This window comes from Bordetella holmesii, assembly GCF_020735985.1.
Classification (GTDB): Bacteria; Pseudomonadota; Gammaproteobacteria; order Burkholderiales; family Burkholderiaceae_B; genus Bordetella; species Bordetella holmesii.
Genome location: NZ_CP085973.1, coordinates 1617807 through 1643429, shown reverse-complemented (window position 1 = coordinate 1643429; position 25623 = coordinate 1617807). Strand labels below are relative to the sequence as shown.

The 25623-nt window shown below is 64.0% G+C and carries 19 protein-coding genes, 1 tRNA gene and 3 pseudogenes; 12 read left to right on the top strand and 11 right to left on the bottom strand.

The window, feature by feature from the left end; all coding sequences use genetic code 11:
- Positions 1 to 18: 18 nt before the first annotated feature.
- Positions 19 to 2184 carry a polyribonucleotide nucleotidyltransferase gene (pnp, locus tag LK440_RS07810; protein ID WP_005013736.1) on the bottom strand — a complete coding sequence of 722 codons (2166 nt, stop codon included), beginning with the start codon at positions 2182 to 2184 and terminating at the stop codon, positions 19 to 21.
- An 89-nt stretch (positions 2185 to 2273) separates the two neighbouring features.
- Positions 2274 to 2543, bottom strand: a complete 270-nt coding sequence (rpsO, locus tag LK440_RS07805) for a 30S ribosomal protein S15 (protein WP_005013738.1) — start codon at positions 2541 to 2543, stop codon at positions 2274 to 2276.
- A 293-nt stretch (positions 2544 to 2836) separates the two neighbouring features.
- On the opposite strand from rpsO, the gene LK440_RS07800 reads away from it, so the two are divergent.
- Complete coding sequence (locus tag LK440_RS07800) at positions 2837 to 3355, top strand: hypothetical protein (protein ID WP_005013740.1); 519 nt, start codon at positions 2837 to 2839, stop codon at positions 3353 to 3355.
- Positions 3356 to 3373: 18 nt separating this feature from the next.
- Here the strand turns inward: LK440_RS07800 and pssA are convergent, their stop codons facing one another.
- The 4 genes from pssA to LK440_RS07780 all read right to left on the bottom strand — a co-directional run bounded on the left by pssA (position 3374) and on the right by LK440_RS07780 (position 7627).
- Entirely contained in the window at positions 3374 to 4153 is a 780-nt protein-coding gene (gene pssA, locus LK440_RS07795; RefSeq protein ID WP_003814004.1) for a CDP-diacylglycerol--serine O-phosphatidyltransferase, read from the bottom strand.
- A gap of 167 nt (positions 4154 to 4320) precedes the next feature.
- Positions 4321 to 5337: a ketol-acid reductoisomerase gene (ilvC, locus tag LK440_RS07790; protein ID WP_005013742.1), complete on the bottom strand. Its 1017-nt coding sequence runs from the start codon at positions 5335 to 5337 to the stop codon at positions 4321 to 4323.
- Between the two features lie 72 nt (positions 5338 to 5409).
- Complete coding sequence (gene ilvN, locus LK440_RS07785; RefSeq protein WP_005013744.1) at positions 5410 to 5901, bottom strand: acetolactate synthase small subunit; 492 nt, start codon at positions 5899 to 5901, stop codon at positions 5410 to 5412.
- 10 nt (positions 5902 to 5911) lie between these two features.
- Positions 5912 to 7627 carry an acetolactate synthase 3 catalytic subunit gene (locus tag LK440_RS07780; RefSeq protein WP_003814007.1) on the bottom strand — a complete coding sequence of 572 codons (1716 nt, stop codon included), beginning with the start codon at positions 7625 to 7627 and terminating at the stop codon, positions 5912 to 5914.
- Between the two features lie 470 nt (positions 7628 to 8097).
- On the opposite strand from LK440_RS07780, the pseudogene LK440_RS07775 reads away from it, so the two are divergent.
- The 3 genes and pseudogenes from LK440_RS07775 to LK440_RS07765 all read left to right on the top strand — a co-directional run.
- A pseudogene (locus LK440_RS07775) lies at positions 8098 to 8691 on the top strand (FUSC family membrane protein); the annotation flags it as partial.
- A gap of 99 nt (positions 8692 to 8790) precedes the next feature.
- Positions 8791 to 9741 carry an IS481-like element IS481 family transposase gene (locus LK440_RS07770; protein ID WP_005012808.1) on the top strand — a complete coding sequence of 317 codons (951 nt, stop codon included), beginning with the start codon at positions 8791 to 8793 and terminating at the stop codon, positions 9739 to 9741.
- Positions 9726 to 11386, top strand: a pseudogene (locus LK440_RS07765) (FUSC family membrane protein); the annotation flags it as partial. The gene LK440_RS07770 and the pseudogene LK440_RS07765, both read left to right, overlap by 16 nt.
- A 6-nt stretch (positions 11387 to 11392) precedes the next feature.
- Here the strand turns inward: LK440_RS07765 and LK440_RS07760 are convergent.
- The 5 genes and pseudogenes from LK440_RS07760 to LK440_RS07740 all read right to left on the bottom strand — a co-directional run bounded on the left by LK440_RS07760 (position 11393) and on the right by LK440_RS07740 (position 16592).
- Entirely contained in the window at positions 11393 to 12634 is a 1242-nt protein-coding gene (locus LK440_RS07760; RefSeq protein ID WP_003814009.1) for an MFS transporter, read from the bottom strand.
- Positions 12635 to 12645: 11 nt separating this feature from the next.
- A complete protein-coding gene (gene yaaA / locus LK440_RS07755) occupies positions 12646 to 13419 on the bottom strand; it encodes a peroxide stress protein YaaA (RefSeq protein ID WP_003814010.1) in 774 nt (257 codons plus the stop codon).
- Between the two features lie 26 nt (positions 13420 to 13445).
- On the bottom strand, positions 13446 to 14396 hold the full coding sequence (locus LK440_RS07750) for an IS481-like element IS481 family transposase (protein WP_005013747.1): 951 nt from the start codon (positions 14394 to 14396) through the stop codon (positions 13446 to 13448).
- Positions 14397 to 14494: 98 nt separating this feature from the next.
- Positions 14495 to 15277, bottom strand: a complete 783-nt coding sequence (locus LK440_RS07745; protein ID WP_003814011.1) for a 3-hydroxybutyrate dehydrogenase — start codon at positions 15275 to 15277, stop codon at positions 14495 to 14497.
- 88 nt (positions 15278 to 15365) lie between these two features.
- Positions 15366 to 16592 (bottom strand): annotated as a pseudogene (locus LK440_RS07740) (cation:proton antiporter domain-containing protein).
- A gap of 239 nt (positions 16593 to 16831) precedes the next feature.
- On the opposite strand from LK440_RS07740, the gene LK440_RS07735 reads away from it, so the two are divergent.
- The 8 genes from LK440_RS07735 (at position 16832) to bcr (ending at position 25574) form a co-directional block, all read left to right on the top strand.
- A tRNA-Ser gene (locus LK440_RS07735) sits at positions 16832 to 16921 on the top strand.
- A gap of 397 nt (positions 16922 to 17318) precedes the next feature.
- Positions 17319 to 18704 carry an alcaligin biosynthesis hydroxylase AlcA gene (gene alcA, locus LK440_RS07730; RefSeq protein WP_003814013.1) on the top strand — a complete coding sequence of 462 codons (1386 nt, stop codon included), beginning with the start codon at positions 17319 to 17321 and terminating at the stop codon, positions 18702 to 18704.
- A gap of 18 nt (positions 18705 to 18722) precedes the next feature.
- Entirely contained in the window at positions 18723 to 19328 is a 606-nt protein-coding gene (gene alcB, locus LK440_RS07725; RefSeq protein ID WP_005013750.1) for an alcaligin biosynthesis acetyltransferase AlcB, read from the top strand.
- The gene (alcC, locus tag LK440_RS07720) at positions 19325 to 21181 is read left to right on the top strand and encodes an alcaligin biosynthesis protein AlcC (RefSeq protein ID WP_005013751.1); all 1857 of its coding nucleotides are present in this window, start codon (positions 19325 to 19327) and stop codon (positions 21179 to 21181) included. Before alcB ends, alcC begins: the two co-directional genes overlap by 4 nt.
- Positions 21178 to 21978: an alcaligin biosynthesis protein AlcD gene (gene alcD / locus LK440_RS07715; RefSeq protein ID WP_005013752.1), complete on the top strand. Its 801-nt coding sequence runs from the start codon at positions 21178 to 21180 to the stop codon at positions 21976 to 21978. The genes alcC and alcD overlap by 4 nt, the downstream gene beginning before the upstream one ends.
- Positions 21979 to 21992: 14 nt before the next feature.
- Positions 21993 to 23186, top strand: a complete 1194-nt coding sequence (alcE, locus tag LK440_RS07710; protein ID WP_005013753.1) for an alcaligin biosynthesis hydroxylase AlcE — start codon at positions 21993 to 21995, stop codon at positions 23184 to 23186.
- Between the two features lie 67 nt (positions 23187 to 23253).
- Positions 23254 to 24228, top strand: coding sequence for an alcaligin siderophore biosynthesis transcriptional regulator AlcR (alcR, locus tag LK440_RS07705; RefSeq protein ID WP_005013754.1), 975 nt, complete (start codon positions 23254 to 23256; stop codon positions 24226 to 24228).
- A 122-nt stretch (positions 24229 to 24350) separates the two neighbouring features.
- Positions 24351 to 25574: an alcaligin export MFS transporter Bcr gene (gene bcr, locus LK440_RS07700; protein ID WP_005013755.1), complete on the top strand. Its 1224-nt coding sequence runs from the start codon at positions 24351 to 24353 to the stop codon at positions 25572 to 25574.
- The last annotated feature ends 49 nt before the right edge of the window (positions 25575 to 25623 follow it).

The window sequence follows — 25623 nt, the reverse complement described above, 5'->3', positions numbered from 1 at the left end:
TCTGCACTGTCAAACCGATTACTCGGCTTGCGGCTCGGCAGGGGCTGCGGCCGGGGCATCGGCAGCAGGCGGCTGCTGCTGTTCGATACCACCGATAGCCTTGACCGAAAGGCGCAGGCGGCCCTTGTCGTCGGCCTCGATGACCTTGACGCGGACTTGCTGACCGACCTTCAACACGTCGTTGATGTTGGCGATGCGGTAGTTGGCGATTTCCGAGATGTGCAGCAGACCGTCGCGGCCCGGCAGCACTTGCACGATGGCGCCAAAGTCCAGCAGGCGCAGCACGGAACCGTCGTAGACCTGACCCACTTCGACATCAGCGGTCAGTTCGACGATGCGGCGTTGCGCTTCCTTGGCCTGAGTCTCGTCCACGCTGGCGATCACGATGGTGCCGTCATCGGAGATGTCGATCTGCGTACCGGTTTCTTCGGTCAGCGCACGGATCGTGGCGCCGCCCTTGCCGATCACGTCACGGATCTTCTCGGGGTTGATCTTGATGGTCAGCATGCGCGGCGCGAATGCGGACAGCTCGGTGCGCGAACCATCCAGCGAATCACGCATCTTGCCCAGGATGTGCAGACGGCCTTCGCGGGCCTGAGCCAGCGCGACTTGCATGATTTCCTTGGTGATGCCCTGGATCTTGATGTCCATCTGCAGCGCGGTGATGCCGTTTTCGGTACCCGCAACCTTGAAGTCCATGTCGCCCAGGTGATCTTCATCACCCAGAATATCGGTCAGCACGGCAAACTTGCCGTCTTCGAGAATCAAGCCCATGGCCACGCCAGCGACGTGATCCGTGGTCGGCACGCCGGCGTCCATCATGGCCAGCGAGCCGCCGCAGACCGAAGCCATCGACGAGGAGCCATTGGACTCGGTGATTTCGGAGACGATACGGATCGTGTACTGGAAGTCCTCGGGCTTGGGCAGCACCGGCACCAGCGAACGCTTGGCCAGTCGGCCATGGCCGATTTCACGACGCTTGGGCACACCAATACGGCCGGTTTCGCCGGTGGCGAAAGGCGGCATGTTGTAGTGCAGCATGAAGCGGTCACGGTACTCGCCCATCAGCGCATCGATGATCTGCTCATCCTGCTTGGTGCCCAGCGTAGCCACGACCAGGGCCTGCGTTTCACCACGGGTGAACAGGGCACTGCCGTGAGCGCGCGGCAACACGCCCAGGCGCACGCTGATCGGACGCACCGTGCGGGTGTCGCGACCATCGATACGGGGCTCGCCATTGAGGATCTGGCTACGCACCAGACGCGCCTCCAGATCGAACAGGATGTTGTCGACGGTCACGCTATCGGGCGCATCCTGGCCTGCGGCAGCGGCCTGCTCGGCCAGCTTGGCCGACACATCGGCGTAGACGTCACGCAACTTGGTCGTGCGCGCCTGCTTCTCGCGGATCTGATAGGCAGCGGTCAGACCCTCTTGAGCCGCGGCGGTCACCGCGGCAATCAGAGCGTCGTTCTTGGCCGCAGGCGCCCAGTTCCACTCGGGCTTGCCGGCATCGCGCACCAGATCATGGATGGCGTTGACAGCGGCCTGCATCTGTTCGTGGCCGAACACCACACCGCCGAGCATGATCTCTTCGGACAGTTGTTGGGCTTCGGACTCGACCATCAGCACGGCGTTTTCCGTACCGGCAACCACCAGATCCATCTTGGAGGTCTTGAGCTGCGAGGCCGTCGGGTTGAGCACGTATTGGCCGTCGACATAGCCCACGCGGGCAGCGCCGATGGGGCCATTGAAGGGGATGCCCGAGATGGCCAACGCCGCGGAAGCGCCGATCATGGCGGGGATGTCGGGATCGATTTCCGGATTGACCGACAGCGTGTGGATGACCACCTGGACTTCGTTGTAGAAGTCTTCCGGGAAAAGCGGACGCAGGGGACGATCGATCAGACGCGAGGTCAGCGTTTCCTTCTCGGAAGGCTTGCCTTCGCGCTTGAAGAACCCCCCGGGAATGCGGCCAGCCGCATAGGTTTTCTCGATGTAGTCGACGGTCAGCGGAAAGAACGTCTGGCCGGGTTTGGCCTTCTTGGCGGCGACGACCGTGGCCAGCACGACGGTGTCCTCAACGGACACAAGCACAGCGCCTGAGGCCTGGCGAGCGATCTCGCCGGTTTCCAGAACGACCGTATGTTGGCCGTATTGGAAAGTCTTGGTCACTTTATTGAACATGACGATGGTTCCTTGCAAATGAAAAACCGTGGCCGTCGCGACAACGTCGCAGCGACCACGGTTGCGTCATGGGGAGCCAGCCCCGTCGATCACTTGCGCAGACCGAGTTTTTCGATCAGAGCGCGGTACGAATCGGGATTGCGGCCCTTGAGATAGTCGAGCAGTTTACGGCGACGGCTGACCATGCGCAGCAGACCGCGGCGCGAGTGATGGTCCTTCGCGTGTTCCTTGAAGTGACCGGTCAGTTCGTTGATGCGGGCGGTGAGCAGAGCCACCTGAACTTCAGGGGAGCCGGTATCGCCTTGAGCGCGTTGGAATTGCGCGACGATTTCGGATTTTTTGATGTCAGCTACAGACATTTGATGACCTCTACGGACATGCGTCAGGGCCGAGGCGCCCGGACGTGGGTTTCAAGAAAAACGAGCCCCGAGACAACCGGGCGCCCTGTTACGCTGTTGCCGCCGCGCCGGATCCATTCTTGATCATTCTCGGACTCGGCAGGCTGGCGTGTCTTGCGGCCGGAAAAGCAACTTCGACAACCTTGACCGCAAAAGCGACGATGATTATAGCCGATTCGGTAGAATTGCCCAGTGAGGCCGCACGCGGGCGGATTCCGGCCGCGATGATCCGCCCCTTATTGAAGGAGACCGCCATGCCCCCGATTCGCCGCCCCATCGGCCGCGCCCTGCGCCTGGCCGGCGCGGGCATGCTGCTGGCCGCCTGCGCCAACCTGAACCAGGTGCCGCCCGGCACGCCCCTGGCCGACGTGCAGGCGCAATTCGGCGCGCCCAATTTCGCCTGCGATCTGCCCAATGGCGGGCAGCGGGTGATCTGGACCCAGCAGCCATACGGCCAGTTCGCCTGGGGCGCCAACGTAGGCCCCGACGGGCGCGTCGACCGCGTCGTCGAGGTGCTGACCGACGAGCATTTCAAGGTGCTGGGCACCGGCACCTGGACGGCCGACCAGGTGCGCTGCGAATTCGGCCCGCCAGCCGAGATCAAGCAGGTCGGCCTGCCCAGCGTGCGCCAGGTGGTGTGGTCGTACCGCTACCGCGAATCGCGGGTCTGGAATTCGCTGATGTACGTGTACATGGGCCGCGAGGGAGACCGCGTCACGCGCTTTCATCCCGGGCCGGACCCGATGTACGACGAAGACTGGCGCTGGCACTGAGCGGACAGCGCCCGGCCATCACGGAGAATGATGGCCGCTGCGGCGCTCCTGCTGCAGCCTGCGGGCGCGGTTCCAGCGCCATGCCATCACCACCCAGCCCGACAGGCCATAAAGCACGAACAGGCCGAACAGCACCACCGGCGGATCGCTGGAGACGAACACGAACACGGCCACCACCAGCAGGATGCCCCAGAACGGCACGCTGCGGCCCAAGGCGAAGTTCTTGCCGCTGAAAAACGAGGCGTTGCTGACCATCGCCACGCCGGCGTACATCGTCAGGACAAAGGCCACCCAGGCCATGATGCTGTCGTGGATGGGCAGTTTGTTGTCGATGGCCAGCCAGACGAAGCCGGCCACCAGCGCCGCGGCAGCGGGGCTGGGCAGCCCCTGGAAGAAGCGCTTGTCGACCACCGCGATGTTGGTGTTGAAGCGCGCCAGGCGCAAGGCCGCGCCGGCGACGTACACGAAGGCGGCCAGCCAGCCCCAGCGGCCGAGGTCCTGCAGGATCCATTCGTAGATGACCAGCGCGGGCGCGACGCCGAAGGAGGTCATGTCGGACAGCGAATCGTATTGCTCGCCGAAGGCCGACTGGGTGTTGGTCAGGCGCGCAACCCGGCCGTCCATGCCGTCGAGCACCATGGCCACGAAGATGGCGATGGCCGCGGTCTCGAAGCGGTCGTTCATGGCCTGCACGACGGCGTAGAACCCCGCGAACAGGGCCGCCGTGGTGAAGGCATTGGGCAGCAGGTAGATGCTGCGATGGCGATTTTCGGGATCGCGCATGGAGAAATTGGGCATAGATGACAGAATCGCTTGCAGCGGAAGTGAAAGTTTAACCCATATGACCCCACTTGCGGGCGCGCATCACCGTGTCGTTTGCACCGCGGAAAAGAAAAAACGCGCCCTGTGGGGCGCGTCTGGACCAGCCTGCCGGGGCCCTGCGGGACCCGGCGTGGCCGTGGCCTTTAGTTCTTGGCCTTGTCCACCAGCTTGTTGGCGGCGATCCAGGGCATCATGGCGCGCAGCTTGCCGCCGACCTGCTCGATCTGCGATTCCGCGTTGATGCGGCGGCGCGAGGTCAGGGTCGGGGCGCCGGCGGTGTTTTCCAGGATGAACTTCTTGGCGTATTCGCCGGTCTGGATGGCCGTCAGGCACTCGCGCATCGCCTGGCGGGTCGCGTCGGTCACGACCTTCGGGCCGGTCTCGTACTCGCCGAATTCGGCGTTGTTCGAGATCGAGTAGTTCATGTTGGCGATGCCGCCTTCGTAGATCAGGTCGACGATCAGCTTGAGCTCGTGCAGGCACTCGAAATAGGCCATTTCGGGCGCGTAGCCGGCTTCCACCAGCGTGTCGAAGCCGGCCTTGATCAGCTCGACGGTGCCGCCGCACAGCACGGCCTGTTCGCCGAACAGGTCGGTCTCGGTCTCTTCGCGGAAGTTGGTCTCGATGATGCCGGCACGACCGCCGCCGTTGGCGCTGGCGTACGACAGGGCCACGTCGCGGGCGCTGCCCGACTTGTCCTGGTAGACGGCGATCAGGTGCGGAACACCGCCGCCCTGGCTGTAGGTCGAGCGCACGGTGTGGCCCGGGGCCTTGGGCGCCACCATGATGACGTCGATGTCTTCGCGCGGCACGACCTGGCCGTAGTGCACGTTGAAGCCGTGGGCGAAGGCCAGCGCGGCGCCGGCTTTGATGTTGGCGTGCACTTCGTCGCGGTAGACGGCGGCGATGTTCTCGTCGGGCAGCAGCATCATGACGATGTCGGCGCGCTTGACGGCCTCGGCCACTTCGGCGACTTCCAGGCCGGCGTTGGCGGCCTTGTTCCACGAGGCGCCGCCCTTGCGCAGGCCCACCACGACCTTGACGCCCGAATCATGCAGGTTCAGCGCGTGGGCGTGGCCTTGCGAGCCGTAGCCGATGATGGCGACGGTTTTGCCCTTGACCAGGGAGAGATCGCAGTCTTTGTCGTAGAAAACTTTCATGTTGTGCTCCGGTTCTTGAATTTTGGTAATCGTGAATGCTAATGCAGGGTGGCGCGCCGCCAGGCGCGCCGGTCAGATTTTCAGTATCCGTTCGCCGCGCCCGATGCCGGACACGCCGGTGCGCACGGTTTCCAGGATGGCACTGCGGTCGAGGGCTTCGATGAAAGCCTGGATTTTCTCCTGAACGCCGGTCAGCTCGATCGTGTAGGACTTGTCGGTGACGTCGATGATGCGCCCGCGGAAGATATCCGCCATGCGCTTCATTTCCTCGCGCTTCTTGCCCACTGCCCGCACCTTGATCAGCATGAGCTCGCGCTCGATGTGCGCGCCTTCGGTGAGGTCCACGACCTTGACCACGTCGACCAGGCGATTGAGGTGCTTGGTGATCTGTTCGATGACCTCGTCCGAACCGACGGTCACCACGGTCAGGCGCGACAGGGTCGCGTCCTCGGTGGGCGCCACGGTCAGCGTCTCGATGTTGTAGCCGCGCGCGGAGAACAGGCCGACCACGCGCGACAGCGCGCCGGGTTCGTTTTCCATCAGCACAGAAATCACGTGTTTCATGGTGGCCTCCTTACAGATCCTCGGAACCGAGCAGCATCTCGGTCAGCCCGCGGCCGGCCTTCACCATGGGCCACACGTTTTCGGTGCGGTCGGTGATGAAGTCCAGGAAGACCAGGCGATCCTTGTGCTTCTTGAATGCTTCGCGCAGCGCCGGCTCGACGTCGGCGGGCCGCTCGATGCGCAGGCCGACGTGGCCATAGGCCTCGGCGACCTTGACGAAATCCGGCAGCGAATCCATGTACGACTCGGAATAGCGCGAGCCGTAGTCGATCTGCTGCCACTGGCGCACCATGCCCAGGAAACGGTTGTTCAGGCAGATGATCTTGGGCGTCAGGTGGTACTGGTGGCAGGTGGACAATTCCTGGATGTTCATCTGGATCGACGCCTCGCCGGTGATCACGGCGATGTCGGCGCCCGGATTGGCCATCTGCACGCCCATGGCATAGGGCAGCCCCACGCCCATGGTGCCCAGGCCGCCGGAGTTGATCCAGCGGCGCGGCTTGTTGAACTTGTAGTACTGCGCGGCCCACATCTGGTGCTGGCCGACGTCGGAGGTCACGAAGGCGTCGCCTCCGGTCACTTCCCACAGTTTCTCGACCACGAACTGAGGCTTGATGACCTCGTCGGAGCCGGCGTACTTCAGGCACTCCTTGCCGCGCCAGGCCTCGATCTGCTGCCACCACTTCTCGATCGGCGCCGGCTTGGCGTCGGCGCGCGCCAGGTCGTACTGGGCGCTCAGATCGGCCAGTACGTCCTTGACGTTGCCGACGATGGGCACGTCGACGCGCACGCGCTTGGAGATCGACGAGGGATCGATGTCGATGTGGATGATCTTGCGCGCGTTCTGCGCGAAATGGCGCGGATTGCCGATGACGCGGTCATCGAAGCGCGCCCCGATGGCCAGCAGCACGTCGCAGTGCTGCATCGCCATGTTCGCCTCGTAGGTGCCGTGCATGCCGGGCATGCCCAGGAAGCGGTGGTCGGTGGCCGGCATCGCGCCCAGGCCCATCAGGGTGTTGGTGCACGGCGCGCCGGTCTGGTCCACCAGGTGGCGCAAGGCCTCGGCGGCATCGGACAGGATCACGCCGCCGCCCGTGTAGATCATGGGACGCTCGGCGTGCAGCAGCATCTGCACGGCCTTCTTGATCTGGCCCTGGTGCCCCTTGTTCACCGGCGCGTACGAGCGCATCGAGATCTCGCCCTTGGGCGGCGCGTACTTGCACTGCGCGACGGTGATGTCCTTCGGGATATCGACCAGCACGGGGCCGGGACGGCCGGTGCGGGCGATGAAGAAGGCACGGCGCATGGTCTCGGCCAGGTCCTTGACGTCGCGCACCAGGAAGTTGTGCTTGACGCAGGGACGCGTGATGCCCACGGTGTCGCATTCCTGGAAGGCATCCTCGCCGATGGCCGCAGTCGGCACCTGGCCGCTGATGATGACCATGGGGATGGAGTCCATGTAGGCGGTGGCGATGCCGGTGACGGCATTGGTGACGCCCGGACCGCTGGTCACCAGGCATACGCCCACTTTCTGCGAGGCGCGCGAGTACGCGTCGGCGGCGTGCACGGCAGCCTGCTCGTGACGCACCAGAATGTGCTGGAATTTGTCCTGCTTGAAAATCGCGTCGTAGATGTAAAGCACCGCGCCGCCAGGGTAGCCGAAAACGTGTTCCACGCCTTCTTCGGCCAGGCAGCGCACGACGATGTCGGCGCCATTGAGTTCCATGTTGTCTTTCCTTTCAGTACCGGCCTTGCACGCCTGAGCGCTGCCCGCCCGGATACGACGGCAGCTGAACCCGAACCGGCGACAACAACATGATCCGGCGCTTTGCGGCTCACGGAGCCACGCCACCCGGACACATTGTCGACCCGGCACACGCTCGTCAGAAACGCAGTGCAAACGCCCTGGGGGCGCTGGAGGTCGAAATGGAAGCCTTGGCAGCACACGCTTGTGGCGCGGCCAACGGCAGGTGTAACTGGCGCAATCCGCCCGGAAGGTGGCCCGGGGCAGCTGTAAGCCGGCGCACCGGCTTCGGATAGTCACGCCGGCGCAAGACGGGCAATTTACCGCGTTGCGGCATCCGGAGCAAATCGGGTGTTGGGAAAGCCCCGCAACCCGTCGTTTTCCGATCCGGCCCCAAAAGTGGCGCACATCTCTCTATACTGGCGTTGTCACGGACAAATCGCCCCATCTCCATGGATTTGCGCATCGCCAGCATCCGGCGCTTTCTATACAGCCACTACTTCTTTGGCGGTATCCGACAGGCGATCGGCATGCTTCTGCCCGTCCTGGTGCTGGGCGGGCTGTTCGGCCAGTACAGCATCGGCCTGGTCGCCACCTTCGGCGCCCAGTGCCTGGCCATCATCGACCAGCCGGGCGGGCCGCAGCGCCATCGCACCAACGAAATGCTGGGCGGCGCCCTGCTGGGCACCGCCACGGTCACGCTGACCGGCGCGGCCTCCTCCTACCCCATCCTGCTGTGGCTGGCGGTGATCGCCCAGTGCTTCACGTTCTCGATATTCTCGGTGTTCGGCAAGCGCGGCGGCCTGATCGGCTTTGCCGGCCTGCTGCTGATGACCCTGACCATGCATTCGCCGCTGGCCCCGCACGAGGTGCTGCTGCACTCGGCCGCCACGCTGGGCGGGGCGCTGTTCTACCTCGGCTGGAGCCTGGCCTTCAGCCGCCTGTTCTGGCTGCGCGAGGAGCGCCAGGCGATGTCGGTGGCGCTGTTCGCCACCGCCGACTACATGGCCGCGCGGGCCAGCTTCTACGACGAGAACGCCGACCTAGCTGTGAAGATTCAATAGGTTGTATGCATGGTTCATCCGAACCGGATTTGAGAAACTGGAAATCGCCAACCCCCCAGTTCACTCAAGGAGCCCGGCCGGATGAACACCCATAAGCATGCCCGATTGACCTTCCTACGTCGCCTCGAAATGGTCCAGCAATTGATCGCCCATCAAGTTTGTGTGCCTGAAGCGGCCCGCGCCTATGGGGTCACCGCGCCGACTGTGCGCAAATGGCTGGGCCGCTTCCTGGCTCAGGGCCAGGCGGGTTTGGCCGATGCGTCCTCGCGCCCGACGGTCTCGCCCCGAGCGATTGCGCCGGCCAAGGCGCTGGCTATCGTGGAGCTGCGCCGCAAGCGGCTGACCCAAGCGCGCATCGCCCAGGCGCTGGGCGTGTCAGCCAGCACCGTCAGCCGCGTCCTGGCCCGCGCCGGTCTGTCGCACCTGGCCGACCTGGAGCCGGCCGAGCCGGTGGTGCGCTACGAGCATCAGGCCCCCGGCGATCTGCTGCACATCGACATCAAGAAGCTGGGACGTATCCAGCGCCCTGGCCACCGGGTCACGGGCAACCGACGCGATACCGTTGAGGGGGCCGGCTGGGACTTCGTCTTCGTGGCCATCGATGACCACGCCCGCGTGGCCTTCACCGACATCCACCCCGACGAGCGCTTCCCCAGCGCCGTCCAGTTCCTCAAGGACGCAGTGGCCTACTACCAGCGCCTGGGCGTGACCATCCAGCGCTTGCTCACCGACAATGGCTCGGCCTTTCGCAGCCGCGCCTTCGCCGCGCTGTGCCATGAGCTGGGCATCAAGCACCGCTTTACCCGACCTTACCGCCCACAGACCAATGGCAAGGCCGAACGCTTCATCCAGTCGGCCTTGCGTGAGTGGGCTTACGCTCACACCTACCAGAACTCCCAACACCGAGCCGATGCCATGAAATCCTGGCTACACCACTACAACTGGCATCGACCCCACCAAGGCATCGGGCGCGCTGTACCCATCTCCAGACTCAACCTGGACGAATACAACCTATTGACAGTTCACAACTAGACGACGCCTACCGCACCCTGATCCAGCGCCAGTCGGCCATGACGGAGAAGCACCAGGCCGCGCGCGACATGGTGCTGCGCGCCCTGCCGCGTGGCGGCGGCTTTCGCGAAGACGACCGGGTCATGCTGTGGAACATGTTCGTCGACATGCTGCAGCTGCTCGATACGCTGGTCGCCACCCATACCGATTACTCCTCGCTGCGCCGCACCCTGGCCGGCCACGACGCGCTGGTCTTCATGCGCGACGCCCTGGTAAAGATGTCGCTGGAGCTCAACCGCGTCGCGCTGGACGTCTCGCGCGGCCACAAGACGCAATACCGCAGCAGCGCCAAGGCCGAGCTGCGCGCCATCGAGTACGAGATCGAGCAGCTCAAGCAGCAGGGGCTGGGCGAGCGCGAACCCGAGATGCTGGCGCTGACCGTGCAGGTGCTGCGCCGGCTGCGCAACGCCGCGCGCATCGTCGACAAGCTGGCCCAGCACACCGAGGCGCGCTCGGACGCCATCCCCACGAGCATGCTGCGCATCGACAAATCGCTGACGCAGTTCATCTCGCGCCAGGAGCTGCGCCTGGGCATGATCACCAGCAACCTGCGGCTGGACTCGCCCCACTTCCGCTACGCCATCCGCGTCACGCTGGCCGCGGCGCTGGCCATGACGCTGATCGGCATCTGGCTGGCGCCCAACATGGCCGCGCACAGCTACTGGGTGCTGCTGACCATCGTCATCATCATGAAGCCGGGCTTCGCGCTCACGCGCCAGCGCAACGGCTGGCGCCTGATGGGCACGCTGGTGGGCTGCATCCTGGCCCTGACCCTGTTCACGCTGACCAACAACCCGACCATCCTGTTCGCGGTGCTGCTGGGCGCCTGCATCATGGGCAACAGCCTGGTGCAGCTGAACTACATGGCCAGCGCCATCTTCAACACGCTGTTCGTGGTGCTGGTGTTCCATTTCGTCGCCCCGGGCACGGTTTCGCTGGAGGTGATCGGCGAGCAGGCGATGGATACGGCGCTGGGCTGCGCGCTGGCGCTGATCTGCAGCTATGTGCTGCCCTGGTGGGAGGCGCGCTACATGAAGCCGCTGGCGCGGGCCGCCTCGCGCGCCAACCGCGAATACCTGCGCGCCGGGCTGCGCTATATCGAGGCCATGCGCCAGCCGGCGCCCGGCGGCGCGGCGGCGGGCGAGGAAACGCCCGAGACCGGCGAGCGCGCCGACGCCGACGCCGACCTGGCCTGGCCTGGCGGCTGGGCCGCAAGAACGTGCATATCGCGTTCAGCAATTTCGCCGAGGCGTTCTATCGCATGATGAGCGAGCCGACGCAGCACCAGGTGAGCGTGCCCGAATTCAATAACCTGCTGGTGCAGAACCACATCCTGGCCTCGCAGATCACGGCCGTCGTGCCCATCCTGGTCGGCCTGTCGCACACGCCGCCCGCGGTGCAGCAGGCGCTGGACGCGATGATGGACCTGCTGGACCCGGCCCGCAAGCCGCCGGCCGCGCTGCCCGCGCAGTTCGACACCGAAGACGAGCAGGCGGCGCTGGCCTATCCGCTCAAGCAGATGCTGCGCGCCTGCGTGATGATCCGCCAGGAACTGGCCGGCGTCGCCGACCCCGAAGACCCGCGTCCGGCGCCGGCCTCGCCCTGAGCCGGCTCAGGCGCCCTGCCTGGCCGAGGCGGCGCGGCGACGCGGCCAGAAGTAGTACAGGGCCACCGCTATCTGCAGCGCCAGGAAGGCCCCCCACGCGGCCAGGTAGCCGCCGGCCGGGTAGCTGCCGGGCTCATACACGGCGTCGCCGCGCGGCCATAGTTCGACGATCCAGCCGAACGTGACCTGGCACACGAAGATGGAAACAAAGGTCAGCAGATTGGTGGTCGCGGCCACGCGCCCCAGCAATTCGCGCGGAAACTCGCCCGCCAGCAGGGCGAACACCAGGATATTGGCCGAACCGAACACGCCGTAACCCGCCCACAGCAGCGCCAGCGGCACGGGCGCGCGCAGCACGATCAGCAGCTGGATCAGGATGAACAGCGCCAGGCATACGCCGCTGAAGCCATACAGCCCCAGGCCCATGCGCTCGACGCGCCGCGCCATGGCGCCCAGCCCGACGTTGCCGCCCATCATGGCAAAGCCCAGCAGCGACACCAGCGCCGCGGCCGGCGCGGCCGGCAGCATATTGACGTCGGTCAGGTAGGGACGCACCCACAGCGATTGCACGCCGTAGAACACGCCGCCGGTCGCCACCGGCAGCGACACCAGCCGCCAGTAGTGCGCCGTGCGCAGCAGCACGAACGTGCCGCGCAGCTGCTCGCCCAGGCTGGCGTGCGGCCGGTCGCGGGCGGGTTCGCGCGGCGCGCCGAACCACAGCAGCGCCGCCACGCACAGCGTGACCACCACCATGCCGATACTGACCTCGCGCCAGGTGGAGAAATTCAGCAGCCACGACAGCGGCGAGCCCACCAGCACGCCGCCCAGCCCGCCCACCGCCATCACCAGCCCGTTGATCAGGGGCAACCGGGCCAGCGGGTAGTTCAGCGCCAGCGCCTGGAATGCCGCGCCCAGGCAGACCGACACGCCGGCGCCGATCAGCAGCCGCCCCACCATCAGGCCGGGCAGGCCCTGCGACAGCCCGTAGACCAGGGTGCCCACGGCGGCTACCACCAGCAGGGCGGCGTTGACGCGCCGCGGCCCCCAGGTATCGAGCAGCACGCCGGCCGGGATCTGCAGCAGCGCGAAACCGAGAAAGTACAGGCTGGTCAGGGTGCCCAGATCGGCGGCCGACAGGCCCAGTTCGGCGCTCAAGGTCGGCCCGAAGCCGATGTTCAGGCCCCGGAACAGATACGAGACCAGGTAGCCGAGCGAAAAGAACAGGAAGACGCGTAAGCCTGCCGACATCGCGCGTCCTGTCAGGCCTGCTTGCGGCGGAACACCAGCTTGTCGGCGCTGGAAGCGGCAGCGTCGTAGGCATAGCCTTCCGAATCGAAACCCTGCAGGCCTTCCGGACGGGCGACCTTGTGCGCGATGGCGTAACGCGCCATCAGGCCGCGCGCGCGCTTGGCATGGAAGCTGATCACCTTCCAGGCGCCGTTCTTCCAGTCCTGGAAGACGCACTGCACCACGCGCGCCTTCAGCGTCTTGAGGTCGACGACCTTGAAATACTCTTCGGAGGCCAGGTTGACGATGACCGGCGCTTTCGCGCCCGCCTGGCGTTCGTTCAGATACTCGGCGATGCCGCTGCCCCAGTACTCGTACAGGTTCTTGCCCTTGGGCGTGTGCAGGCGGGTGCCCATTTCAAGGCGGTACGGCTGCATCAGGTCCAGCGGGCGCAGCGCCCCGTACAGGCCGCTGAGGATCACGACATGGTCCTGCGCCCAATCGAGCTGGCGGGCCGACAGCGTGTCGGCCTGCAGCCCTTCGTAGACGTCGCCATTGAACGCCAGGACGGCCTGGCGCGAATTGGCCTGCGTGAAGCTGCGCTTCCAGGCGCCGTAGCGGCCCGCGTTCAGCTCGGCCAGCGCCGGGCTCAGGCTCATCAGCTCGGCGATTTCGTCGGCGGACTTGGTCTTGAGCACCTTGATCAGCGCCGCGGCCTGGTCGACGAACAGTGGCTGCGTGTGCGTTTCGACGTGAACGGGAGAGTCGTAGTCCAGCTTCTTGGCGGGAGACAACAGGAACAACATGAGGGTTTCCTTGGATTTGAACGAGACTAGGTGTGAACTGTCAATAGGTTGTATTCGTCCAGGTTGAGTCTGGAGATGGGTACAGCGCGCCCGATGCCTTGGTGGGGTCGATGCCAGTTGTAGTGGTGTAGCCAGGATTTCATGGCATCGGCTCGGTGTTGGGAGTTCTGGTAGGTGTGAGCGTAAGCCCACTCACGCAAGGCCGACTGGATGAAGCGTTCGGCCTTGCCATTGGTCTGTGGGCGGTAAGGTCGGGTAAAGCGGTGCTTGATGCCCAGCTCATGGCACAGCGCGGCGAAGGCGCGGCTGCGAAAGGCCGAGCCATTGTCGGTGAGCAAGCGCTGGATGGTCACGCCCAGGCGCTGGTAGTAGGCCACTGCGTCCTTGAGGAACTGGACGGCGCTGGGGAAGCGCTCGTCGGGGTGGATGTCGGTGAAGGCCACGCGGGCGTGGTCATCGATGGCCACGAAGACGAAGTCCCAGCCGGCCCCCTCAACGGTATCGCGTCGGTTGCCCGTGACCCGGTGGCCAGGGCGCTGGATACGTCCCAGCTTCTTGATGTCGATGTGCAGCAGATCGCCGGGGGCCTGATGCTCGTAGCGCACCACCGGCTCGGCCGGCTCCAGGTCGGCCAGGTGCGACAGACCGGCGCGGGCCAGGACGCGGCTGACGGTGCTGGCTGACACGCCCAGCGCCTGGGCGATGCGCGCTTGGGTCAGCCGCTTGCGGCGCAGCTCCACGATAGCCAGCGCCTTGGCCGGCGCAATCGCTCGGGGCGAGACCGTCGGGCGCGAGGACGCATCGGCCAAGCCCGCCTGGCCCTGAGCCAGGAAGCGGCCCAGCCATTTGCGCACAGTCGGCGCGGTGACCCCATAGGCGCGGGCCGCTTCAGGTACACAAACTTGATGGGCGATCAATTGCTGGACCATTTCGAGTCGACGTAGGAAGGTCAATCGGGCATGCTTATGGGTGTTCATCCGGCCGGGCTCCTTGAGTGAACTGGGGGGTTGGCGATTTCCAGTTTCTCAAATCCGGTTCGGATGAACCATGCATACAACCTATTGAATCTTCACAACTAGCGGGCTGTCCAGCCGCCGTCGACGGAAATGGTGGTGCCGGTGATCTGGGCCGCGGCCTCCGAGGCCAGGAACACGGCCGTGCCGCCCAGTTGCTCGGGCGTGACGAACTGCAGCGACGGCTGCTTCTCGCCGAGCAGTTCGCGCGCGGCGCTTTCCTGGTCGACGCCGTCCTTGGCCGCCAGGGCGGTGATCTGCTTTTCCACCAACGGCGTGCGCACCCAGCCGGGGCAGATGGCGTTGGCGGTGATGCCCATGCCGGCCGTCTCCAGCGCGGTGACCTTGGTCAGGCCGACCACGCCGTGCTTGGCGGCCACGTAGGCGGACTTCGCGGCCGAGGCCACCAGGCCATGGGCCGAGGCGATGTTGATGATGCGCCCCCAGCCCTGCTTCTTCATGTGGGGCAGCGCCGCGGCCGTGCCATGGAATACCGCCGAGAGATTCAGCGCGATGATGGCGTCCCACTTGTCGGCGGGAAAGTCCTCGATCAAGGCGGTGTGCTGGATGCCCGCGTTGTTGACCAGGATATCGATGCGGCCCAGCTCGGCGACGGCGCCGGACACCAGTTGCCGCACCGCCTCGCCCTTGGACAGGTCGGCGCCGTCATAGCGCACCTGCACGCCGTACTGGCTGGCCAGCCCGGCCCGCAATTTCTCGATGTCCGCCGCGTCGCCGAATCCGTTGAGCACGATGTCGGCGCCCTGCTGCGCCAGCGCGCTGGCGATCCCCAGGCCGATGCCGCTGGTGGAACCGGTGACGACTGCAACTTTTCCTTTGAGCATGACTGTTCTCCTGTGGAGTGGGCGGGACGGCCTCAAGTGTAGCCGTCCGCCGCCGGCAATGATGGCACGGATCCGTGACCGGGCGCGGTCAGCCCGGGCCGGACCGCTCCTCGTTGTCCGCGGCGGATTGGGGCGGCGGCGAACCGGCGAATCCGACCGGCGTGACCGCCATGTCGCCGATACCGCCGTAGCGGCCCGGCAGGCGCTCCAGCAGCCGGATGACGATCGGCACCTCGCCCATGGAAATCGCCACCACGATGGCCAGCAGGTCGCGCTGCTCCAGCGACATCAAATGATTGTCCCAGGCCTCGTTGAAAATCACGAAGCTGAATTCGCCGCCCTGCGCCAGCACCAGCGCGTACAGCAGGCGATGATAGTGCGGCAGCCCCATCAGGCGCGCGATGCCGTAGAGCACCAGCGCCTTGAGCGACAGCAGCGCCACGACCCCGGCCAGCACATACGGCCAGTAATCCAGCGCCTCCTCCACATTGACCGACATGCCCACGGCCAGGAAGAACAGGCCCAGCAACAGCCCCTTGAACGGCTCGATCGTGTGCTCCAGCTCATTGCGATGGCGCGACTCGGCCAGCAGCATGCCGACCAGGAAACCGCCCAGGCCGGCCGACAGGCCCGCGTAATCGAACAGTTGCGCCGTGCCCAGCACGACCAGCAGCGTGGCGGCAGTGAACAGCTCATGCAGCTGCGAACGCGCCGCCCAGTCCAGCAGCCGCAGGCGCTAGCACGCCAGCACCACCACCACCGCCACCAGGGCCGCCTCGAACGACGGCGCGGAATCGCCATCCGAACCCAGCAGGCCGGCCGCCACCAGCATCGGGATGGCCGCCATATCCTGCAGCAGCAACACCCCCAGGGCCGAGCGGCCCAACGGCGTGCGCACCAGGCCGCGCTCCTCCAGCAGGCGCAGCGCCACCGCGGTCGAGGACAGGGCCAGCGACAGGCCGCACAGGATGGCCGCCTGCCAGCCCATGCCGGCCAGGTGGCGCAGCCCGGCGCCGAACACCGCGCCCAGCAACGCGCCGCAGACGACCATCTGCAAGGTGCCGGCGCCGAACACTTCGCGGCGCATCGCCCACAGTCGCTTGGGCGCCAGCTCCAGGCCGATCACGAACAGCATCATCACCACGCCCCATTCCGAGACGCGCATGATGTCCGGCACGTCGGTGACCAGCCCCAGCCCGGACGGCCCGATCACCCCGCCCGCCAGCAGGTAGCCGGGGATGGCGCCCAGGCCCAGGCGCTGCGCCAGGGGCACGCACAGGACGGCGGCGATCAGCAAAATGGTGAGCAGTTCCATGGCGCGGGGCTTGGAGGTGGCGGCAATATTGCGGCAATTCTGACAAAAACCCGGGCTGCGCGAAATCCGGCATCGGCGCCGAGCAAAATCTTGCCGCAATCCTGGCATGGCCGAAAATTTTCAGGTAGAATAGCTGGCTTTGCTGGATCCCGCGCGAAATGCCGGCGGGGAGATTGCCCAGGGCCATGACCACGGTCCATGCGGCAGACAGCAAGAACACAGGCAAGACAGCACACCCCGGAGAGGTGGCAGAGTGGTCGAATGCGCCGGACTCGAAATCCGGTATACGTTTAGGCGTATCGTGGGTTCGAATCCCACCCTCTCCGCCAGACATTGCAAGCCCCTGATCCGTCAGGGAATTTTTTCTTGGTCCCATGCCCCTCGACAAACGCCTTGTGAATCAAGGAGAGGGCGACTCATGCGGCCCCGACCGGCGAAACCCACGCCTGTGGACCGCCCCCCCTATGTCGGCCGCCACCATGCATATGCATCCTGCCGGAAAGTGGGCGAGCGTCTGTCGCGCAGAATTTCAATTTGCTAGAGTTTTTCGCACAACAGACATGAGAATAGAAGTTATAATTATTCTCATTAATAAGACAATGAATAAGCCCACACAGCATCAACCGCATTCTCAAACCGGCTGAAGGACAGGCTTTCTTCGCACAGCCTCTTTCAGTGCTTCGGCAAGGCGGCATACGGGACAGACACAGCAAAGGCGAATCCAACATGAATCGTGAAATCTATGACTTCGTGGCTATCGGTATCGGACCTTTCAATCTCAGCCTGGCGAGCCTGTCTGCGCCCTTGCGAGGCGTGCGCACGCTCTTCCTGGACAAGAAATCCGGCTTTGATTGGCATCCAGGCATGCTGATCGAGACGTCCACTCTGCAAAACCCTTTTCTCGCCGATCTGGTCAGTTTGGCCGACCCACGCAGCGAATATAGCTATCTGAACTATTGCAAACTCACCAACCGCATTTATTCCTACTACATGCGCGAGAACCATTACCTGAGCCGCGCCGAGTACACCCGCTATTGCCAATGGGTAGCTGCACGCTTGCCGAACCTGCGTTTCGGCTGCGATGTACAGGGCGTACTGCACGATCCCGAAAGCCACAGCTATCTCGTCACCGGCCAACACACCATGTCCGGCCAGCGGTTCATGTTCCGCTGCCGCAAGCTGGTCCTGGGTCTTGGTTCCCAGCCCTATCTGCCAGCGTGCTGCGATCGACGTGCCGCGCCCTTCATCCATAGCGCGGACTATCTGCGCCATAAATACGAACTCCAGGGCCGCGCGTCAATCACCATAGTGGGCAGCGGACAAAGCGCGGCCGAAGTGTTCCATGATCTGCTCCGTGAGAGCGGGCGACATGATTACAGTCTGGCCTGGATCACTCGCTCTCCGCGCTTTTTCCAGATGGAGAACACAAAACTCACGCTGGAGCTGATATCGCCGGACTACACCGAATATTTCCATGATCTGCCCGAGGCACGCCGCCAGGAGATCCTGACTCAACAGAACAGCCTGTACAAAGGCATCAATGCCTCGCTGATCAACCAGATCTACGATCTTCTCGACGAGAAGGTCCATGATGGCGACAACCGCTATACGCTTCTGACCAACTCCGAACTACGCGCCTGCCGCTACGACCCGCTGCAGGAACGCTTTCAGCTGGACTTTCAGCATCTCGATTGCGACCGCCCTTTTAGCCACGCCACCGACGGACTGGTCCTGGCCACAGGCTATTCTCATGAGATCCCGGCCTGCATCAATCCCATTCACGACCGAATTGCCTGGAATGCCGACGGTAGCTATCGCATCGGACGTAATTACGCCATTGACCACGAGGGCAGCGAGATCTTCGTGCAGAACACCGGTTTGCTCAGCCATGGAGTGACGAATCCGGATCTGGGCTTCTGCTGCTATCGCAACTCACAGATCCTGCGTGAACTGACCGGCACGGAACATTACCGCATCGAGACACGAACCGCCTTGCAGGAGTTCTCTCCACCAGCAGACGGCGTGCTCAAGCACCGTCCGGCCCGGCGAGCCGAACGGAGGCCCACGGTTGCAGCCCGACCCTTGATGGACATCCACCGCGCCACACTCTGAGGCTGCCAAGGAAGCGCGATGATGACGATGATGGCAACGTTCCTGGACGTGATCGACCAAAAAACCCGCTCCCACTATGACGAAGGCAAGGGATTGGCGTTACGTTCGCTCGACCCCGAGGCGGACGCAGCCCAGCTGCAGCAATGGTTTTCCATGGACTATGCCCGCTTCTGGTCCATGCAAGACTCTAGCGTGCACCAGGTGCGCGACTTCTACACTGCGTTGTGCTCCAGTGGACACGCCGGAGCCTGGCTGGGCCTGCACCATGGCCGTGCGGCCTTTCTGGTGGAATGCTATGACCCGGCTCGCGACCAAGTCGGCGAGCACTACTGCGTGCGCCCAGGCGACCTGGGCATGCATCTTCTCATCGCCCCCCCGACCGAGCACATTCCCGGTTTCAGCCGTGCGGTGTTCGCGCTCGTCATGCGCTTCATGTTCGACCGCCTCCATGCGGCCCGTGTCGTCGTGGAACCCGACGTGAACAACACCAAGATCCATGCATTGAATCTATCCATGGGCTTCGTCTATGCCGGGCTGGCGCGCTTTCGGGAAAAGACGGCAAGTCTTGCCTTCTGCACGCGCGCCCAATTCGAGCAAGCCCAACGCCAGGAGTTGACGCAATGAGCCGCACCACCCCTCCTCATCCCGCCGAGATCGTTGCTCATCTGCAGCCGGAAATCTGGAACAAGGTCAATCGCCTGCTGGTGCGCAAGGCGATATCCGAATATGCACATGAGTGGCTGCTCGAACCTCAGCGACTCGGTCCGGGCGAAACGCCGGGATTTGAACGCTTTCGCCTGACACTGGCTGACGGCGCGCAATATGACTTTGACGCTCAGGTCATGGCCATGCGCCATTGGCGTATTCCGCCTGAATCCATCGTAAAGACCGTGGCCGGGGTTCCGGCGCCGCTGGATGCCCTGCAGTTCGTGATAGAGATCCGGGACAAACTCGGCTTGCCGGTGGACCGTCTGCCCATCTATATGGACGAAATCACCAGCACTCTACACGGCAGCGCCTATAAACATGGCCGGACGACGCTTGGCGCCGCGGCATTGGCACGAGCCGACTACCAGACCATAGAAACATCGATGATCGAGGGCCACCCCAGCTTCGTGGCCAACAATGGCCGCCTTGGCTTTGATGCCGAGGATTACCATGGCTACGCGCCCGAAGCTGCCACGCCGGTGCGCTTGATGTGGCTGGCGGTTCACAAGGACAACGCGCATTTTTCCTGCTTGTCCGACATGGACTACGACAGCCTAATGAGCGAGGAGTTGGGTGAGTCCGCTGTAACCGATTTCGCCGCCCGACTGCGCGAGCAGGGCCTGCATCCCGCGGACTACTACTTCATGCCCGCCCACCCATGGCAATGGTTCAACAAGCTGTCCCTGGCTTTTGCCCCCTACGTCGCCCAGCGCAAAATCGTCTGCCTGGGGTACGGCGAGGAGCAATACCTCGCTCAGCAGTCCATCCGTACCTTTTTCAACATCAGCCGACCCGGCAAGCGTTATGTGAAGACCTCGCTGTCCATTCTCAACATGGGATTCATGCGCGGCCTGTCACCCTACTACATGGCAGGTACGCCAGCCATCAACGAATACATCCATGACCTGATATCGGCCGATCCGTGGCTGCGCGCCAATGGTTTCAGAATTCTGCGCGAAGTCGCCTCGATGGGCTTTCGCAACTACTACTACGAAGCCGCCATCGATACGGACACACCGTACAAGAAGATGTTCTCGGCGCTTTGGCGCGAGAACCCCCTGACGCTGATCGCTCCCGGACAAAATCTCATGACCATGGCTGCGCTGCTGCATGTGGACCCACAAGGCCGGGCTTTGCTTCCCGAATTGATACAGGCTTCAGGACTGGATGCAGGGACTTGGCTGGAGCGCTATATGGACGCTTATCTGACTCCACTGATCCATTGTTTCTATGCTCATGACCTGGTTTTCATGCCGCACGGTGAAAACGTGATTCTCGTCATCCAGGATGGCGTACCTGTGCGCGCCTTCATGAAGGACATCGCGGAAGAGTCTTCCATCCTCAATCCGCAGGTCAGGCTTCCGCAGGCGGCTCAGCGCCTGGCCGCCGATGTGCCGGAGGCCTATAAGCTGCTGACGATTTTCGTGGATGTCTTCGAGGGCTATTTCCGCCATCTGACCCAGATCCTGGTTGAGACGGAACTGATGCCGGAACATGATTTCTGGCGGCTAGTGGCTGGGCGCATCGCCGCTTATCAGCAAGCGCATCCGCAACGGCTCGACAAGTATCGGCGCTACGACTTGTTTGCGCCCGACATGATCCATTCGTGCCTGAACCGCCTGCAATTGGCCAACAATCTGCAGATGGTCAACCTGGCCGATCCCATTGGCAGTTTCCAAATGGCCCCCAATCTGCCCAACCCTATCGCCTGCTTCCGTCCGTCGTGGCTGGGTAGCGGCGAAGCCCTGCAGACGCTGACGGCCGCATGAGCTGGGACATTGCCGCCCAGACCGGCGCCGGCGTGGCCCAAGACATCAATCGGACCGCCTGCTCGGACCTGGATGCTCTGCTCGCCCTGGCTGGTTCCCTGGTGCCCGGGCTCGATGGACGCATCGGTCCGGTCTCCGGCGATATCCGGCCGGGCGCCGACAATCGGGCTACGCTGCGGACGCTGCAAGACTGGTGGCGCCTGCGCCATCCCGAAGCCGGCTCGCATTATCTGGCGCTACGTTGCTGGGGCCTGCTGATCTGGCAGCCGATTTACCTGGGTGTAATCGCGGTGCATTGCAGCGACATTGCTCCGGATCTGGATCGCCTCGGCCAGCCGGTGCGCGATGGTTTCATCGCGGGCTACATTCTCGAACGCCACGAGCCGTTACGCGGTTGTCTGGAACAGCGCAAGCAGGCAGTTGCCGCTCAGCTACGCCGGATCTGCGCGACCTATTTTCGGGAGCTCTCTCAACTGTTGCGCCTGAGCCCGCGCGCCGCGGCGTGCATGCAGGCGGACTGCGTGCTATCCGCTCTGCTAGCCGCCCGTGCCAATGAGGACAAGGCCACCGTGGCCTGGGCGCATGAGCAGGCGGCCGACTGGCTGGATCGCCTGGGAATCGCCGGCCACAGCGGCTATCTGGTTTATGCGCGCGCCGGCCGGCCCGTCCTGGCGCTTGACCGCCAGGTCTGCTGCCACCATTTCCGCCGCCACGACGGCGACTATTGCAGTACTTGCCCCAAATTGCCCCCCGCCGAGCGTATCGCGCGCATCGAGGCGGACGAGGCGGCAGCCTGAGTAAGGAGCCGGACATGACGGATATCGCCAGCCTGGCGCAGTTGCAGCAAGCGCTCAGCCCTCTGCACGCACGGGCCTATTTTGATGAAGCCCTCTTCGTGCGAGAACAGGAAATCCTGTTCCGACAATCTGCGTTATATGTCGGGCATGAGAAGAGCGTGCCCGAGCCGGGCGACTGGCGTCGCTTGCCGCAGGACGACGGCAGTCGCATCCTCGTGCGCAATGGAAATGAAGTGGCACTGCTGTCGAATGTCTGCCGCCATCGCCAGGCCGTCATGCTAGGCCCGATTGCAGGCGGCGAGGCCATGAAGGGCAATCTGTCAGTCACGGGAGGCAACATCGTCTGCCCGTTGCACCGCTGGACTTACGACGGCCAGGGCCGGATTCTAGGCGCCCCCCACTTTCCCAGTACGCCCTGCCTGAATCTGTCGCGCTTCCCCCTGCATAACTGCCATGGGCTACTGTTCGAAGGCCCACGCGATCCATTGAAAGACCTCGACGTGCTTTTCCGCCGACCCGAATTCGATTTCTCCGACTATGTGCTGGACCACGTCGAAGTACATCGATGCAATTACAACTGGAAGACTTTCATCGAAGTCTATCTGGAGGACTATCACGTGGGCCCTTTCCATCCGGGCCTTGGACGCTTTGTCACCTGCGCCGACCTGTCCTGGGAGTTCGGCGCGCAATACAGTCTCCAGAAGGTGGGCGTGCACGACTCACTGGAACAACCCGGTACCGAGGTCTATCGCGGCTGGCATGACAATCTCATGCGCTACCGGGGCGGGAGGACCCCGGATTTCGGAGCCATCTGGGTAACCTACTTCCCCACCCACATGATTGAGCTCTACCCGCATGTGCTGGTGCTCTCGACGCTCTATCCCAAGGGGCCGCAAGAGACTTTGAACATCGCGGAGTTCTACTATCCGGAGGAAATTGCGCTGTTCGAGCGTGATTTCGTACAGGCCCAACGCGCTGCCTACATGGAGACGGCGGTCGAAGACGATGAAATCGGTGAGCGCATGGACGCCGGACGCCTGGCGCTGCTGCGCCGCGGCGTTTCCGACAGCGGCCCCTATCAATCACCCATGGAAGACGGCATGTTGCATTTCCATGAGTGGTACCTGAGCAACATGGGAGAGCAGCTTGGTGACAGCGCCGCGCCGCATGTCGCATCGACCCAACGGCCCATGCCATTTCGCTCATGAAATAAAAGCGAATGAATTGCATTATCATTAACAGCTCATGCGGACCAGGCCTCCTCCGGCAACGCCAATGACGCAACCGACGCTCCCCCCACCGCCCCGCACCCGATTCACGGTCTCGGACTTCAACCGCATGGGCGGGTCGGTCGGCTTCAATTACCGCTTGCCCGGCCAGGAAGGCGGGGGCGCCGGCATTGAGAACCTTTGCATCGCCGAGGGCCGTGTGGAGGAATGTGAGATCCGCCCCGGCATCACCCTGATCGTCTCCGACGTGCATGTGTATCATCATTACGAATCGACGTCCGTCATGACGCCGCGCTTTTCAGCCATCGTTGTGCTCCAGGGCCAGGCCCGGGCTCGGCTGGACAAGCAGGACGACGTGCGCCTGGCCGCTCAGAGCGGCCTCAATGCGCTATATGGCGATACCGTCGCCATGACGGGCGTTCATCCGGCCGGCCAGCGTCTGCGCAGCGTCAATCTCTCCGTGACGGCCCCTGAAGCGGCCGACGATGAGTACACCAGCGAAATCATATGGAAACTCATGCAGTCCTCGGCGCCCAGGCTGCGCCGCTGGCCGGTGCCGCACCATTTGCTGCTATCCATTGAGCATCTGCTGGAATGCGACTGGGATCAACCTCTACGCAATATGGTGCGTGAAGGCGTGGGCACGCAACTGCTGGCCCACGCCTTGGCTGCGCTGCAACACGCCCCTGTGACCCACCGCGGCCTGACCCAGCGGGATCGCCAGCTTCTGGAGAGGGTGCGCGAGCGCCTGCACGAGGCGCCCGGCGAAGACCATACTCTGGATGACCTGGCGCGACTGGCCTGCATGAGTCCAAGCACGCTGCGTGCAAAGTTCCATGCCGTGTATCACCGTTCGGTATTCAGCTGGCTGCGCGAACGCCGCCTGGAGGTTGCCCGCGAACAATTGGCTCGGGGTTGGAGCGTACAGCAGGCGGCGCACTTCGTCGGCTACCGCCACGCGACCAATTTCGCCACGGCGTTTCGCGAACGCTACGGCGTCGCGCCCAGTCAACTCGGTTAGCGGCTGGTGCCTTGCGGCGGCAGGCATTGACATTGCGGCATTGACCATCCCATTCCTGTTACCAGCTGGATCATCATGGAAGGCCGCTGCCCGCTCCGGGCGGCCTTGTCCATGGAGCCGCCATGAGCCGCGCCGCGTCGGCCCCCTCATATTCGCTCATGATGGTAATGCTGGGGCTGCTGTCCTGCGTCGCACCCGCCAGCATCGACGCCTACCTGCCAGCCTTCGGCGCGCTGCAACGCGAGTTCGGCGTACCCCAGGAAACCGTGCAACTCACGCTCGGCGTATACATGTTCTGCTATGCGGCGATGCTCTTGCTGCACGGAACACTGTCTGACTCTCTGGGCAGGCGTCGCGTTGTGCTGGGCGCCCTGGGCTTCTATGTTTGGGGCGCCCTGCTTGCCACGGCCGCACCCGGTTTTGGCTGGCTGCTGGCGGCCCGGGCCCTGCAGGGACTGTCCGCCGGCGCCGGGGTCGTGGTAGGACAGGCCATCATCCGCGATTGCTATCAGGGCGCAGCGGCACAACGCAGCATGTCTTATCTGATCCTGGTGTTCAATCTATCGCCCGCGCTCGCGCCCGTCATCGGAGGTCAATTGGCCGTCCATCATGGTTGGCGTTCGATCTTCTTCATGTTGGGGCTTCTGGCCGCCACTGCCCTGACCCTATGCGCCTGGCGCCTACCAGAAACGCTCGCGCCCGCCAAGCGCCAAACGCTCTCCTTGCGGGGTCTGGCCGCGGGCTATCGTGAGGTGTTGCGCAATGGAAATTTCACCGCGCCCGGCCTGGCGTTCAGCCTGGTCTTCGCCGCACAGGGCCTGCTGATCGGTGCGGCGCCGGATTTCATCGCCAATGTGCTCGATCTGCCCGAAACCAACTTTGCCTATCTATTCGTCCCTCTGGTGGCCGGCGCGATGACCGGGGCCGCGATCGCGGCGCGGCATGCCGGACGTTGGCGCGATACACGGATCATCGGACTGGCCTATCTGCTCATGAACGGTAGTTGCCTCGCCTACGCCATCTATTTTTGGACCGCCTTGTCGCCGGCACTGCCCTGGGTGGTGCTGCCCCCCGCTTTATTCACCTGCGGATTAGCCATGTCGGTGCCTGCCATGACGTTGCACATCCTGGAGTCTGTGCCCGCGCTCTCCGGCACAGGGGCCTCGGTGCTGGGTTTCATGCAGATGCTGGCCTTTTCGATAGCCAGCGGCTGGGGCGTACCGCTGACCTATGGGCAGCCCTCGGTCCTGGCCCTGGCCATGCTGGCCTGCGTGACGGCAAGCGCGCTGGCCTGGGCGTGGTTGCAGCATTTATCGAGAATATCGACCAAGGTCCAGGCACGCTGAACATCTTCGGCGTTTTCCATACGTACTCCGTCATCGCCGATACAACCGT

Excerpts from the sequence above, each read along its gene's own strand:
- pnp (WP_005013736.1), bottom strand. The coding sequence starts at position 2,184 with ATGTTCAATAAAGTGACCAAGACTTTCCAATACGGCCAACATACGGTC.
- rpsO (WP_005013738.1), bottom strand. The coding sequence starts at position 2,543 with ATGTCTGTAGCTGACATCAAAAAATCCGAAATCGTCGCGCAATTCCAA.
- LK440_RS07800 (WP_005013740.1), top strand. The coding sequence starts at position 2,837 with ATGCCCCCGATTCGCCGCCCCATCGGCCGCGCCCTGCGCCTGGCCGGC.
- pssA (WP_003814004.1), bottom strand. The coding sequence starts at position 4,153 with ATGCCCAATTTCTCCATGCGCGATCCCGAAAATCGCCATCGCAGCATC.
- ilvC (WP_005013742.1), bottom strand. The coding sequence starts at position 5,337 with ATGAAAGTTTTCTACGACAAAGACTGCGATCTCTCCCTGGTCAAGGGC.
- ilvN (WP_005013744.1), bottom strand. The coding sequence starts at position 5,901 with ATGAAACACGTGATTTCTGTGCTGATGGAAAACGAACCCGGCGCGCTG.
- LK440_RS07780 (WP_003814007.1), bottom strand. The coding sequence starts at position 7,627 with ATGGAACTCAATGGCGCCGACATCGTCGTGCGCTGCCTGGCCGAAGAA.
- LK440_RS07770 (WP_005012808.1), top strand. The coding sequence starts at position 8,791 with ATGAACACCCATAAGCATGCCCGATTGACCTTCCTACGTCGCCTCGAA.
- LK440_RS07760 (WP_003814009.1), bottom strand. The coding sequence starts at position 12,634 with ATGTCGGCAGGCTTACGCGTCTTCCTGTTCTTTTCGCTCGGCTACCTG.
- yaaA (WP_003814010.1), bottom strand. The coding sequence starts at position 13,419 with ATGTTGTTCCTGTTGTCTCCCGCCAAGAAGCTGGACTACGACTCTCCC.
- LK440_RS07750 (WP_005013747.1), bottom strand. The coding sequence starts at position 14,396 with ATGAACACCCATAAGCATGCCCGATTGACCTTCCTACGTCGACTCGAA.
- LK440_RS07745 (WP_003814011.1), bottom strand. The coding sequence starts at position 15,277 with ATGCTCAAAGGAAAAGTTGCAGTCGTCACCGGTTCCACCAGCGGCATC.
- alcA (WP_003814013.1), top strand. The coding sequence starts at position 17,319 with ATGAATCGTGAAATCTATGACTTCGTGGCTATCGGTATCGGACCTTTC.
- alcB (WP_005013750.1), top strand. The coding sequence starts at position 18,723 with ATGATGACGATGATGGCAACGTTCCTGGACGTGATCGACCAAAAAACC.
- alcC (WP_005013751.1), top strand. The coding sequence starts at position 19,325 with ATGAGCCGCACCACCCCTCCTCATCCCGCCGAGATCGTTGCTCATCTG.
- alcD (WP_005013752.1), top strand. The coding sequence starts at position 21,178 with ATGAGCTGGGACATTGCCGCCCAGACCGGCGCCGGCGTGGCCCAAGAC.
- alcE (WP_005013753.1), top strand. The coding sequence starts at position 21,993 with ATGACGGATATCGCCAGCCTGGCGCAGTTGCAGCAAGCGCTCAGCCCT.
- alcR (WP_005013754.1), top strand. The coding sequence starts at position 23,254 with ATGACGCAACCGACGCTCCCCCCACCGCCCCGCACCCGATTCACGGTC.
- bcr (WP_005013755.1), top strand. The coding sequence starts at position 24,351 with ATGAGCCGCGCCGCGTCGGCCCCCTCATATTCGCTCATGATGGTAATG.